The sequence below is a fragment of the Cupriavidus sp. 8B genome (genome assembly GCF_054589115.1).
This window is the reverse complement of the sequence record NZ_BAAILO010000293.1, coordinates 1-12,390: the sequence shown is the minus strand read 5'-3', so window position 1 is coordinate 12,390 and position 12,390 is coordinate 1. Positions and strand designations below refer to the sequence as shown.

Annotated in this window: 12 protein-coding genes and 1 pseudogene; 10 read left to right on the top strand and 3 right to left on the bottom strand. The window is 65.0% G+C overall.

Going from position 1 to position 12,390, the window contains the following annotated elements; all coding sequences use genetic code 11:
* Positions 1-127: 127 nt before the first annotated feature.
* Positions 128-1,090, bottom strand: coding sequence for an amidohydrolase family protein (locus ACYP5B_RS29155; RefSeq protein WP_459571985.1), 963 nt, complete (start codon positions 1,088-1,090; stop codon positions 128-130).
* 220 nt (positions 1,091-1,310) lie between these two features.
* Between ACYP5B_RS29155 and ACYP5B_RS29150 the strand changes: the two genes are divergently transcribed.
* From ACYP5B_RS29150 to ACYP5B_RS29105, 10 genes are all read left to right on the top strand, one after another.
* Entirely contained in the window at positions 1,311-2,915 is a 1,605-nt protein-coding gene (locus ACYP5B_RS29150; RefSeq protein ID WP_400101982.1) for an MFS transporter, read from the top strand.
* Between the two features lie 183 nt (positions 2,916-3,098).
* Positions 3,099-4,337 (top strand): ABC transporter substrate-binding protein, encoded by a 1,239-nt coding sequence (locus ACYP5B_RS29145; protein ID WP_400101981.1) that lies wholly within the window; start codon positions 3,099-3,101, stop codon positions 4,335-4,337.
* Positions 4,338-4,413: 76 nt separating this feature from the next.
* Positions 4,414-5,190, top strand: a complete 777-nt coding sequence (locus ACYP5B_RS29140; RefSeq protein WP_400101980.1) for an ABC transporter ATP-binding protein — start codon at positions 4,414-4,416, stop codon at positions 5,188-5,190.
* Entirely contained in the window at positions 5,187-5,942 is a 756-nt protein-coding gene (locus ACYP5B_RS29135) for an ABC transporter ATP-binding protein (protein WP_400101979.1), read from the top strand. Before ACYP5B_RS29140 ends, ACYP5B_RS29135 begins: the two co-directional genes overlap by 4 nt.
* Before the next feature lie 12 nt (positions 5,943-5,954).
* Entirely contained in the window at positions 5,955-6,839 is an 885-nt protein-coding gene (locus ACYP5B_RS29130; RefSeq protein ID WP_400101978.1) for a branched-chain amino acid ABC transporter permease, read from the top strand.
* The gene (locus tag ACYP5B_RS29125; protein ID WP_400101977.1) at positions 6,839-7,897 is read left to right on the top strand and encodes a branched-chain amino acid ABC transporter permease; all 1,059 of its coding nucleotides are present in this window, start codon (positions 6,839-6,841) and stop codon (positions 7,895-7,897) included. Before ACYP5B_RS29130 ends, ACYP5B_RS29125 begins: the two co-directional genes overlap by 1 nt.
* A 74-nt stretch (positions 7,898-7,971) precedes the next feature.
* The gene (locus ACYP5B_RS29120; RefSeq protein WP_318237639.1) at positions 7,972-8,289 is read left to right on the top strand and encodes a non-heme iron oxygenase ferredoxin subunit; all 318 of its coding nucleotides are present in this window, start codon (positions 7,972-7,974) and stop codon (positions 8,287-8,289) included.
* A gap of 9 nt (positions 8,290-8,298) precedes the next feature.
* The gene (locus ACYP5B_RS29115; protein WP_400101976.1) at positions 8,299-9,585 is read left to right on the top strand and encodes an NAD(P)/FAD-dependent oxidoreductase; all 1,287 of its coding nucleotides are present in this window, start codon (positions 8,299-8,301) and stop codon (positions 9,583-9,585) included.
* Positions 9,586-9,616: 31 nt separating this feature from the next.
* The gene (locus tag ACYP5B_RS29110; RefSeq protein WP_400101975.1) at positions 9,617-10,906 is read left to right on the top strand and encodes an aromatic ring-hydroxylating dioxygenase subunit alpha; all 1,290 of its coding nucleotides are present in this window, start codon (positions 9,617-9,619) and stop codon (positions 10,904-10,906) included.
* A 39-nt stretch (positions 10,907-10,945) separates the two neighbouring features.
* Complete coding sequence (locus ACYP5B_RS29105; RefSeq protein WP_400101991.1) at positions 10,946-11,461, top strand: aromatic-ring-hydroxylating dioxygenase subunit beta; 516 nt, start codon at positions 10,946-10,948, stop codon at positions 11,459-11,461.
* Positions 11,462-11,514: 53 nt separating this feature from the next.
* On the opposite strand, the gene ACYP5B_RS29100 is transcribed toward ACYP5B_RS29105, so the two are convergent.
* Positions 11,515-12,045, bottom strand: a complete 531-nt coding sequence (locus ACYP5B_RS29100) for a MarR family winged helix-turn-helix transcriptional regulator (RefSeq protein ID WP_400101974.1) — start codon at positions 12,043-12,045, stop codon at positions 11,515-11,517.
* Positions 12,046-12,118: 73 nt separating this feature from the next.
* Positions 12,119-12,286: pseudogene (locus tag ACYP5B_RS29095) on the bottom strand (MipA/OmpV family protein); the annotation flags it as partial.
* Positions 12,287-12,390: the final 104 nt, after the last annotated feature.

Sequence of the window (12,390 nt, the reverse complement as noted above, 5' to 3'; positions counted from 1 at the left end):
GAGAGGGTGGGTGCTAGCTCGAAGTGAGAGCCTTCGCTATTGCCACCGCCCGCCCTCTCCCCCGCCCCTCTCCCGCAAGCGGGAGAGGGGAGAAAACCATCAGCACCAGAATCCGGTGTACCTATATTCAATGCTTGAGAATACGTTCCGCATTGCCATGGCAGACCAGGCTGCGGGTGGCTTCGTCCATCGGTGCCTGCTCGATAAAATCAGCGGCAATCGCGGTGGATTCGTAGGGGTAGTCGACCGAGAACAGCACGGCCTCGGCGCCCATCTCGGCAATGGCGCCGTTGAGCGCGGCCGGCGAGCACACGCCCGACGTGGTGATCACGATATTGCTGCCGATGTACTCCGACGGCTTCTTCGCCAGCTTGATGCCATGCGAGTACACGGCAAAGCGGCTGTCGAAACGCCAGCGCTGGAACGGCAGGCCCTCCCCCATATGGCCGAGGATGAGCTTGAGCCTGGGGAAGCGGTCGAACACGCCGCCGAACACCAGGCGCAGCGCATGGCTTGCCGTCTCCACGCCCCAGCCCCAGGCCGCGCCGCTGATTTCGGGATGGCCGGCATACACGTGCGGCGCGACAAACGCATCGGTCGGATGCAGGTACATGGGCACGTCCAGCGCCTGCATGCGTTCCCAGAAGACGTCGTAGGCAGGATCGTCGTAATACACGCCCTGCGTATGGCCGTTGACCAGCGAGCCCTTGAAGCCGAGCTGCTTGACCGCGCGCTCCAGCTCGTCCGCCGCCGTCACGGGGTCATGCATCGGCAGCGCGGCAAAGCCGGCGAAGCGCGTGGGATGGCGCGCCACCTGGGCCGCCAGGAAGTCATTGTTCTCGCGAGCGCGGCCAAGGGCGGCAGCGCGATCCGTCTCGCCCTGCACACCCGGGCCGGTCTGCGACAGGATGGTGAAATCAATGCCGGCGCGATCCATCTCGCCGATGCGAATGTCGTCGAAATCAGCCAGGCGCTTGGCGAGATCGGCCATGACCGCTGCGTCGATGTGCTGGAGATATCCCTTCGAATAGGCCTGGAAACCGGGGGCCATGAAGTGTTCTTCCAGGGCAATCTTCCGAATTCTCGTCATGCTGTGGCGACTCCTGTTTGGGTGGGGGCTGGCTAATTGATCAGTATGCTGAGCATTTTTAATATAGCAACGAGGTTGGGGAATGTCTAGCCGGCGCCAAAAGGGTTAACCCCCATAACACTGACAAATTCTGCTCAGTACACTGATTGAAATTACTCAGCATGCTGACAGTGTGGAGCACACACACGCGCAGGCTGACTGCCCCCGGAGAGAAACGACCATGACGATCAGCCTGACCAATGATGGTGCCGCCGTGCGCAAGCAGGGCATGACAAGGGAAGAACGCAAGGTGATCCTCGCGTCGTCTTTCGGGGCGCTGATGGAGTGGTACGACTTTTATATCTACGCGGCGCTGGCGGTCTATTTTGGTGCATTGTTCTTCCCGCCCGGCAACGAGACCACAGCCTTCCTCGCCAGCCTGGCCACCTTCGGCGCGGGCTTCCTGGTGCGTCCCATCGGCGCCTTGCTGTTCGGCCGGCTGGGCGACAAGATCGGCCGCAAGTACACGTTCCTGGTGACGATCCTGCTGATGGGGATCGCCACGGTGGGCGTCGGATTGTTGCCCACCTACGGCCAGATCGGCATCACCGCGACCATCCTGCTGGTGGTGCTGCGCCTGCTGCAGGGCCTGGCCCTGGGCGGCGAAGTAGGCGGCGCGGTGACCTACGTCGCCGAGCATTCTCCGGTGGCAAAGCGCGGCCTGTACACCAGCTCGCTGCAGACCACCGCCACGCTCGGCCTGCTCTCTTCACTGCTGGTGGTGTACCTGCTCAAGACCTTTCTCACCGAGGCGCAGTTCCGCGAATGGGGCTGGCGCCTGCCGTTCCTGGTCTCGTTCCTGATGCTGGTGGTGTCGGTCTATATCCGCGGCAAGCTGCATGAATCGCCGATCTTCGCCCGCATGAAAGCGGGCAACGCCACGTCGAGGTCGCCCATCCTGGACAGCTTCACCAACTGGGCCAACCTGAAGTACGTGCTGCTGCTGTTCGTGGTGGCTTCCGGGCTCGGCGCCATCTTCGGCACCGGGCATTTCTACACGATGTTCTTCGTCAACAAGACGTTGCACGTGCCGCTGGAGCTGGTGCACCTGCTGATCGGCATCGCCCTGGTGATCGCCACGCCCTGCTACCTGTTCTTCGGCTGGCTGTCGGACCGGATCGGCCGCAAGCACATCATGATGGCCGCCTGCCTGCTGGCGGCGCTGACCACCCAGCCCATCTTCAAGGCGCTGACGCACTACGCCAACCCGGCGCTGGAGCAGTTCCAGCAGCGCAACGCCGTGCAGCTGCGCGCCGGCGATTGCCACTTCCGCTTGTTTGCCGAGCCGGTGTCGGCGTGCGACAAGGTCAAGGGCTACCTGACGGATCTCGGCGTCGGCTACGAGTTCACGCAGGACGAGGCCCGCGCACAGCCCGATCTGCGCATCGGCGACACGACCCTGCAGGGCTTTGACAAAGCTTTGATCAAGCAGGCGCTGGTCGCCGCTGGCTGGCCGGAGCATGCGGACCCGGCGGCCATCAACCGCCCGATGCTGTTCCTGATGCTGCTGATTCCCATCCTCTTCCTTGCCATGGTGTACGGCCCGCTGGCCGCGTTCATGGTCGAGCTGTTCCCCGCGCGCATCCGCTACACCTCGCTGTCCCTGCCCTTCCACCTCGGTGCGGGCTGGGTGGGCGGCATGCTGTCCTTCGTGGTGACAGCGATGAACGTGTCCAGCGGCAATGTGTACTTCGGCCTCTGGTATCCAGTCTCGATCGCCGCCATCGCGTTTGTCGTCGGCATGGTGTTCGTGCCCGAGACCCGGGGCCGCGACCTCGACACCTGATCCGCCTAGCCCGGCTTTCCCATCTGGCCCGGAATTTGCTCAGTACACTGCAGTTTATAGTCAGCATACTGAGCGTTGTACCAGGACAAAGCCGGGGCACGCAAAACGATGCATGGCGAAGTGACGCCACTGCCTTGATTCCTGGTTTCCTGTTTCCCCATTCACCCTGCCTGGAGCGCCCCCATGAAGTCTCTGCATAAAGCACGCCGCACTTCCCCGGTTCCTATCTTTATCCCCGCCCTCACCGCCCTGACGGCCCTGCTGTGCAGCACCGCTGCGCTGGCCGATGCCAACGGCGTCAAGGTCGGCGTGATTACCGATATGTCCGGCTCCTACGCCGATCTCTCGGGCCGCGGCTCGGTGCTCGCCGCGCAGATGGCCGTGGAAGAGTTCGGCGGCAAAGCACTCGGCAAGCCGGTCACGGTGCTTTCCGGCGACCACCAGAACAAGGCGGACATCGCTTCGTCGCTGGCGCGCCGCTGGTTCGACACCGATGGCGTGGACATGGTGATCGACTTCCCCAACTCCTCCACCGCGCTGGCGGTGCAGGAAATCGCCAAACAAAAGCAGAAGATCAATATCGTCTCCACCGGCGGCGCCATGGCGCTGACCAACCAGAACTGCTCGCCTACCGGCTTCCACTGGGGCTGGGATACGTATTCGGTGTCGGCGCCGCTGGTCAAGCGGCTGATCGCCGATGGCAAGAACAGCTGGTACTACATCACCGTGGACTACGCGCTGGGCCAGTCGCTGGAATCGGATTTCCGCAAGGAGGTGGAGGCCAGCGGCGGCAAGAACGTCGGCAGCACCAAGCATCCGCTGAACGCCAGCGATTTCAGCAGCCCCATCGTGGCGGCCTCCGCGTCCAAGGCCAAGGTGGTGGTGCTGGCCAACGCCGGCAACGACATGATCAACGGCGTCAAGGCCGCGGGTGAATTCGGCCTGATCAAGGGCGGCCAGACCGTGATCACGCCGTCGACCTTCATCACCGACCTGAAGAGCCTGGGCCCCGGCGTGGCCCAGGGCCTGACCTATGTGGACCCGTTCAAGACCGACCTCGATGCCAGGTCGAAGGCGTTCGTCGAGCGCTTCTACGCCAAGCACAAGGCCTACCCGACCCACGGCCAGATCGGCGTGTACTCCGGCGTGCTGCACTACCTGAAGTCCGTGGAAGCCGCCAGGACGGTGGATGGCCCGGCGGTGGCGGAAAAGATGCGCGCCCTCGTTGTCAACGACGACTTCGTGCACGGCGGCAAGGTGCGCGTGGACGGCCGCATGGTGCATGACATGTACCTGGCGCAGGCCAAGTCGCCGGCGGAGTCGAAGGGCCCGTGGGATCTGGTCAAGTACCTCGGCACCATCCCTGGCGACTCGGCCTTCCGCCCGCTGTCCGCCAGCGAATGCGCACTGGTGAAGAAGTGAGCCGCAATGCTGAACCGCACTATGCAGCAACACGCAATGACAACAATGACAACAACGACAGCAAAGCGGAGCATGCATGAGCCAGGCTGACGTCATCCTTGAAACCCGCGGGCTCACCAAGGCGTTCAAGGGTTTCACCGCCGTCAGCAAGGTCGACCTGCGCGTGCGCCGCGGCACCATCCACGCCCTGATCGGGCCCAATGGCGCCGGCAAGACCACGTGCTTCAACCTGCTGACGAAGTTCCACGCGCCCTGCGCCGGCACCATCCTGTTCAACGGCGAGGACATCACGCGCGAGCGTCCTGCCCAGATCGCCCGCAAGGGCGTGATCCGGTCCTTCCAGATCTCGGCGGTATTTCCGCAGCTCACCGTGATGGAGAACGTGCGGGTGGCGCTGCAGCGCAAGCTCGGCACCGCCTATCACTTCTGCAAAAGCAAGCGCTCGCTGGACGAGCTCAACGATCGCTCCGTCTCGCTGCTCAAGGCCGTCGGCCTGGAAGGCTTCGCCGACCTGCCGACCGCCGAGCTGGCCTATGGCCGCAAGCGCGCGCTGGAGATCGCCACCACGCTGGCCATGGACCCCGAGCTGATGCTGCTCGACGAGCCCACGCAAGGCATGGGGCACGAAGACGTGGAGGTAGTGACGGCCTTGATCAAACAAGTTTCCGCGGGACGCACCGTGCTGATGGTGGAACACAACATGAGCGTGGTGTCGTCCATCGCCGAGCGCATCACCGTGCTCCAGCGCGGCGCCATCCTGGCCGAAGGCTCGTACGAGGAAATGGCGCGCAACCCGCAGGTGATGGAGGCGTACATGGGTACGGCCGATGCCGAACTGACGGAGGCCGCATGATGAGCCAACCCACTAGCCAGCCCACCCCTGCCCTGCAGATCAAGGACCTGCACGCCTGGTACGGCGAATCCCACATCCTTCATGGCGTGGACCTGACCGTCAGCCCGGGCGAGGTCGTCACCGTGCTGGGCCGCAACGGCGCGGGCCGCACCACCGCCATGCGCGCCATCATGGGGCTGGTCGGCGCCCGCAAGGGCTCGATCCGCGTCAACGGCACCGAGACCATCGGCATGAAGACGCACCGCATCGCGCCGCTGGGCCTGGGTTATTGCCCGGAGGAGCGCGCCATCTTCTCCAGCCTGTCGTGCGAGGAAAACCTGATGCTGCCGCCAGTGTTCAAGCCGGACGGTGCGGGTGCAAACGCCGCCGGCCGTGAGCCGATGCCGCTGGACGAGATCTACGCGATGTTCCCCAACCTGTGGGAACGCCGCAAGAGCCAGGGCACGCGCATGTCGGGCGGCGAGCAGCAGATGCTGGCGGTCGCCCGCATCCTGCGCACCCGCGCGAGCGTGCTGTTGCTCGATGAGATCTCCGAAGGCCTGGCGCCGGTCATCGTCCAAACCCTCGCAAGAATGATCACCACGCTCAAGAAACGCGGCTACACCATCGTCATGGTGGAGCAGAACTTCCGCTTCGCCGCGCCGCTCGCCGACCGCTTCTACGTGATGGAGCACGGCCGCATGGTGGAGCGCTTCGACGCCGACGCGCTCGCGCGCAAGATGCCCACGCTGAACGCCCTGCTTGGCGTGTAAGGAAACATCGTCATGGACTTTTTTGGCATACCCATGCCCGCCCTGCTGAGCCAGTTGCTGCTCGGGCTCGTCAACGGCTCGTTCTACGCCATCCTGAGCCTCGGGCTGGCAGTGATCTTTGGCCTGCTCAACGTCATCAACTTCGCCCATGGCGCGCTGTTCATGCTGGGCGCCGTGCTGGCCTGGGCCGGCCTGAACTACCTGGAGCTGAACTACTGGCTGATGCTGCTCTTCGCCCCGCTCGCCACAGGCGTGCTCGGCGTGGTGCTGGAGCGCACCATGCTGCGCCGGCTCTATCGCTTCGACCACCTCTATGGCCTGCTGCTGACGCTTGGCATCTGCCTGCTGATCGAAGGGCTGCTGCGCTCGGCGTACGGGGTCTCCGGCCTGTCCTACGCCACGCCCGAGGCGCTGACGGGCGCCACCAACGTGGGCTTCATGGTGCTGCCCAACTACCGCGCCTGGGTGGTCGTGGCCTCGCTCGTCGTGTGCTTTGCCACCTGGTACGTGATCGAGAAGACGCGGCTTGGCGCCTACCTGCGCGCCGGCACGGAGAACCCGCGCATGGTGGAGGCATTCGGCATCAATGTGCCGTTGCTGGTGACGCTGACCTACGCCTTCGGCGTGGGGCTGGCCGCCTTTGCCGGCGTGTTGGCCGCGCCCGTGATGCAGATCTCGCCGCTGATGGGCCAGAACCTGATCATCACCGTGTTTGCCGTGGTGGTGATCGGCGGCATGGGCTCGATCCTCGGCTCCATCTTTACCGGCCTTGGCCTGGGCGTGTTTGAAGGCATGACCAAGGTGTTCTACCCGGAAGCCTCGGCAACCGTCGTCTTCGTGGCCATGGTGTGCGTGCTGATGGTGCGCCCCGCCGGCTTGTTCGGAAAGGAAAAATGATGACCCATGATTCTCGCGCAAGACTGACCGGGGCCTTGCTGATGGTGGCCGTCGCGCTGGCGCCGTTTCTCGGCGCCTATCCGGTGCTGGCGATGAAGCTGATGTGTTTTGCCTTGTTTGCCTGCGCCTTCAACCTGTTGCTGGGCTTTACCGGGCTGCTGTCCTTCGGCCATGCCGCCTTCTTTGGCGGCGCGGCCTATGCCTGCGGCTACATGATGAAATCCCTGCACGCCACGCCGGAGCTCGGGCTGCTGGCGGGCACGGCGTTCGGCGCACTGCTCGGCCTGGCCTTTGGCGCGCTGGCGATCCGCCGCCAGGGCATCTACTTTGCGATGGTCACGCTGGCGCTGGCGCAGATGTTCTATTTCTTCTGCCTGCAGGCGCCGGTAACGGGCGGCGAGGACGGCTTGCAAGCGGTGCCGCGCGGCAGCCTGTTCGGGCTGCTCTCGCTGGAAGGCGACCTGACCATGTATTACGTGGTGTCCATCGTTGTCGGCGCTGCGCTGCTGCTGATCGCGCGCGTGGTCAACTCGCCGTTCGGGCAGGTGCTGCGGGCCATCAAGGAGAACGAGCCGCGCGCCATCTCGCTGGGCTATGACACGGACCGCTTCAAGCTGCTGGCTTTTGTGCTGTCGTCCGCGCTGGCGGGATTGGCGGGCGCATTGAAGACGCTGGTGCTCGGCTTTGCCACGCTCACCGATGTGCACTGGGCCATGTCCGGATCCGTCATCCTGATGACGCTGGTTGGCGGCATGGGCACCTTGTCCGGGCCCATCCTGGGCGCGCTGGTGATCGTCGCGCTCGAGAACAAGCTGGGAGACGCCGGCAGCAGCCTGGCCGCGCTGACAGGCGTGGACTGGTTCAACACGCTGGGCGAGTCGGTCAGCATGGTCACTGGCCTGATCTTCGTGGTCTGCGTGCTCACCTTCCGCCGCGGCATCATGGGCGAGGTGCAAGCCCTGCTGGAGCGCAGGGCCGCACTGGCGCGCCCTGCCCCGGCCAGCGCCGCCACGCCCTTCCACGGCCATTCCGCCGCCTCGACCACGCCCAAGGGTTAACGCTGATTCAGTCGGAAATTTAAATCAGTACACTGAGCATTAATGATCAGCATACTGATTAAAGGAGATGCATCATGGCTTGGACCAAGATCGCCACGACCGGCCAGCTTCAGGACGATGAAGTGATGCCGCTCACGCTCGGGGACGCGCAACTGGCCCTGTACCGCAGCGAAGGGGAATACTTCGTCACCGACAACGTCTGCACGCACCAGTACGCGCTGCTGTCGGACGGCTACCTGGAGGACGGCTGCATCGAATGCCCGCTGCACCAGGCGCGCTTCGATATCCGCACCGGCCAGGCCATGTGTGCGCCCGCCACCCAGGGCATCCGCGTCTACCCGGTCAAGATCGTGGACAGCGACGTGCTGGTCGATGTCATGGTCACCGCCTGAGCGCCGGTCATGCCACAAGACGCCCCCATCCTGATCATCGGCGCCGGCCAGGCTGGCGCCACCGCCGCCGCCGCGCTGCGCTCGCTGGGCCATGACGGCGGCATCGTCATGGTGGGCGGCGAGGCCCATGCGCCGTATGAGCGCCCGCCGCTGTCCAAGGCCGTGCTGGCGGACGAGCAGCAGGACGAGCGCATCGGCGTGCACGCGGCCGGCTTCTATGCCGGGCAAGGCATCGAGCTGCGCCTGGGCACCACGGTGGCCTCGCTCGATCCCGCCAGCGCCACCGCGCACTGCGCCAACGGGGAGGCAATTGCCTTCAGCCGCTGCCTGCTGGCCACCGGCGGGCGGGCCCGCACCCTGCCCGCCCTGCCCGAGGGGCAGCCCCGGGTGCACTACCTGCGCTCGCTCGCCGATGCGCGCGGCCTGCGGGCCGCGCTGCGCCGCGAGCGTGCCGTGCTGGTGATCGGCGGCGGCTTCCTCGGGCTGGAAACCGCATCCACCGCCCGCGCCATGGGGCTGGAAGTCACTGTGATCGAAGCCGCGCCGCGATTGCTGCAGCGCGCCGTGCCACCCGTGTTCTCGGACTGGCTGGCGCAACGCGTGCGCAGCCTCGGCATCGACCTGCGGCTGGGCTGCGGGATCGCGTCGATCCCGCCGGCCGCGCACGAGGTTGCCGTCATGCTGGCGGATGGCACCGCCCTGCGCGCGCCGCTGGCGGTGGTGGCCATCGGCCTGCATCCCAATGTGGGCCTGGCGGAGACGGCCGGGCTTGCGCTCCATCCGGGCAACGGCGGCATCCAGGTCGACATGCACTGCCGCACCAGCGCGCCGGGCGTGTTTGCCGCTGGCGATTGCACCAGCCAGTACCAGCCGTTGTTTGGCCAGGAGGTGCGGCTGGAATCGTGGCAGAACGCCAATGAGCAGGCCCGCATCGCCGCGGCCGCCATGCTCGGCGTGGAGACGGCCCCGGCCGCCGTGCCCTGGTTCTGGAGCGACCAGCTCGGCTGCAATATCCAGATGCAGGGCGCCGTGGACCCCGCGCTGGTCTACACGCTGCGCGGCAGCGCCGAAGCACCTGACGGCGACAAGCCCCCTAAATTCCTGCTGCTCGGCATGGCCGGCGCGCAACTGCGCCACGCCATCGCCGTCAACGCGGGCGGCGACCTGCGCCAGCTCCGCAACCTGATCGAACTACGCACCGCCTGCGAGATCGGCCTGCTGTGCGACACCGCCCTGCCCTTGAAGCAAGCGGTACGCGAAGCCACCGCCGCGCGCGCGAGCGAAACCCAATCCTGAAGATCCCCAAGATCCCGAACGAGGAACCAACATGTACCAGACCCATGCGGTCATCAACCGCACGCCGCGCGCCAAGGATGCCGAGCTGGCCGCCTGCCAGTGGCCGGAAGACGCCCTGCATTTCATCCCGGACTGGGTGTACACCAGCAACGCCGTGTATGACCTGGAGCTGGAAAAGATCTTCCGCGGCCGCTCGTGGAACTTCGTCGCGCTGGAGGCCGAGATCCCCAATGCCGGCGACTTCAAGCGCTCCTATGTCGGACCGACGCCCGTCGTCGTGGCCCGCGCGCAAGACGGCTCCGTCAATGTCTTCGAGAACCGCTGCGCGCACCGTGGCGCGGAGTTCTGCCGCCATGGCCAGGGCAACGCCAAGGAGTTCGTCTGCCCGTATCACCAGTGGTCCTACGACCTGAAGGGCAACCTGCAGGGCGTGCCCTTCAAGCGCGGCGTGAACCGCGCTGGCGGCATGCCGAAGGACTTCCGCAATGAAGACCATGGCCTGGTGAAGCTCAACGTGGCCATGCGCAACGGGGTGATCTTTGCCTCGTACGCCAGCGACATGGAGCCGCTGGACGCGTACATGACGCCGGAAATCCTCAAGGATTTCGATGTAGTGTTCAACGGCAAGCCGCTCAAGATCCTCGGGTACTACAAGAACGAGTTGCCCTGCAACTGGAAGATGTACCACGAGAACCTGAAGGACCCGTACCACGCCACGCTGCTGCACTCCTTCCTGGTGGTGTTTGGCCTGCTGGTCGCCGGCAACGACTCGGCCATGATCGCCGACCCGGTGCACGGCCGCCACGGCACCATGGCCTCGGCCAAGAAGGAAGACAAGTACGCGGCGGTCAGCGACGAGAACAAGAAGGAAATGCGCTCCTACCACGAAGGCATGCGCCTGCAGGACGACCGCTTCCTGGAGTACATCAAGGAATTCGATTCGCCGTGGTCCGTCACCATGCAGACCATCTGGCCCAACCTGATCGTGCAGCGCGAGATGAACACGCTGGGCGTGCGCCAGATCGTGCCCAATGGCCCGGACAGCATGCTGATGCAGTGGACCATGTTCGGCTACGAGGACGACACCGAAGAGATGACGCGGCACCGCCTGCGCCAGGGCAACCTGATGGGCCCGGCCGGCTTCCTCGGCCTGGAAGACAATGAAGCGATGAAGTTCGTGCAGGAAGGCGTGCGCCGCTCCAGCACCGACCGCAATGTACTCAAGCTGGATCCCGGCCACGTCGGCACCGCCAACTCGCTGATCTCGGAATCCGCGATCCGCGCCATGTACCAATACTATCGCAGCGTGATGGGGTTCTGAGACAGCATGACACTGACGATCACACCAACCATGACACCGATGGCGCATAGTCTCTTCCGCCCCTGCAAGCTGGCCCCCGCGCGCGCGCAAGCGCTGCGCATGGAGATCGACGCCTTCCACAGCGAATACTGCGCCGTGCTCGACGCCGGCATGGTGGAAACGTGGCCGGAGTTCTTTACCGAGGATTGCATCTACCGCGTCACGGCGCGGGAGAACGTGGAGCTCGGCATGCCGGTGGGACTGGTCTACGCCGAAGGCCGCGGCATGATGCACGACCGGGCGGTGGCGATTGCGCGCACCCAGATGTTCGCGCCGCGCTATATGCTGCATCTGGTCACCAATACGCGCGTCACCGATGAAAGCAAGTTTGGCGAGATCCAGGCGCAGGCCAGCTTCCTGCTGCTGCAGACGCTGGTCGAAGGCCCTACCACCATCCACATGGCGGGCACCTATCACGACCGCTTCGCCCGCATCGAGGGCAAGCTGCTGCTGGCGGAGCGCCAGGTCGTGTACGACACCACCATCATCGCCAACGACCTGGTCTATCCCGTGTGAGCCGGTGTGAGCCGGTTTGATCCAGGCGCCGGCCCCATGCCGGCGCGCCTTCACTACATGATGCGCAATACGGTGCGGCTATAGTCGTTGTTAGCCTCGACCAGCGTCGACAGCAAGTCCATGAACACCTTGCGCTGGGCCGGGCGCAGCGGCGCCAGCATGCGCTCCTGCGCGCGCTCCATGTCGGCGCGCAGCGATGCCACCACGGTCTGCCCTTCCTTGGTCAGGTGGACGTGACGCGTGCGCCGGTCGGCCGGATTGTCCTTGCGCTCGACCAGGCCACGCTCCTCCAGCCGGCGCACCACATCGGCGGTGGTGGTGCGGTCAAAGCCAACCTCCTGCCCCAGCGCGGTCTGGTCCAGCCCCGGCAGCACGGACAGCACGGTCAGGATGGCGTACTGCACCGGCGTGATGCTGGCCGACTTGCATTCCTCGAAAAACATGGCCACGTGGATCTGGTGCAGGCGGCGCACCAGAAAGCCGGGCCGCGCCCAAAGCAGCTCCTTGGCCGGGTCCGTTTCGGACTGCGCCGGATCCTCGACCGGCGTCGCGGCGCGCGTCGTTTGACGTTTTGCAGAGGACATTCCACTCACCAACTTGTTAGCATGCTGACAAGTATAGACGACTGTCCCCACCATGGTGCCGAAACGCACCGCTTCAGGTCCTCTCCGGCGAAGTCTGCCCGCTTCGCGCGATGCGCACGATCGGGCTGTTGCCGCTGTCACCCAGCATGCGGGTCACGGCCACCGTGCTGTTGACCGACCAGGCGCGCGAGATCTCATATTCCCAGGACACCGCCAGGCTGGCGCGGTCGAATCCCGCCTTGGTGGTGTAGGGGCGCTATCGGCAGTTTGCAATTATGGAAGGTTGAACGCTCGGCTGTCGGAGATAGCATCTATATACAGGACATCTGGTGTGCCGTGTCAGTC

Coding starts and splice junctions, on each gene's coding strand:
- ACYP5B_RS29125 (WP_400101977.1), top strand. CDS start 6,839: ATGACCCATGATTCTCGCGCAAGACTGACCGGGGCCTTGCTGATGGTG.
- ACYP5B_RS29145 (WP_400101981.1), top strand. CDS start 3,099: ATGAAGTCTCTGCATAAAGCACGCCGCACTTCCCCGGTTCCTATCTTT.
- ACYP5B_RS29155 (WP_459571985.1), bottom strand. CDS start 1,090: ATGACGAGAATTCGGAAGATTGCCCTGGAAGAACACTTCATGGCCCCC.
- ACYP5B_RS29100 (WP_400101974.1), bottom strand. CDS start 12,045: ATGTCCTCTGCAAAACGTCAAACGACGCGCGCCGCGACGCCGGTCGAG.
- ACYP5B_RS29135 (WP_400101979.1), top strand. CDS start 5,187: ATGATGAGCCAACCCACTAGCCAGCCCACCCCTGCCCTGCAGATCAAG.
- ACYP5B_RS29140 (WP_400101980.1), top strand. CDS start 4,414: ATGAGCCAGGCTGACGTCATCCTTGAAACCCGCGGGCTCACCAAGGCG.
- ACYP5B_RS29110 (WP_400101975.1), top strand. CDS start 9,617: ATGTACCAGACCCATGCGGTCATCAACCGCACGCCGCGCGCCAAGGAT.
- ACYP5B_RS29105 (WP_400101991.1), top strand. CDS start 10,946: ATGGCGCATAGTCTCTTCCGCCCCTGCAAGCTGGCCCCCGCGCGCGCG.
- ACYP5B_RS29120 (WP_318237639.1), top strand. CDS start 7,972: ATGGCTTGGACCAAGATCGCCACGACCGGCCAGCTTCAGGACGATGAA.
- ACYP5B_RS29115 (WP_400101976.1), top strand. CDS start 8,299: ATGCCACAAGACGCCCCCATCCTGATCATCGGCGCCGGCCAGGCTGGC.
- ACYP5B_RS29150 (WP_400101982.1), top strand. CDS start 1,311: ATGACGATCAGCCTGACCAATGATGGTGCCGCCGTGCGCAAGCAGGGC.
- ACYP5B_RS29130 (WP_400101978.1), top strand. CDS start 5,955: ATGGACTTTTTTGGCATACCCATGCCCGCCCTGCTGAGCCAGTTGCTG.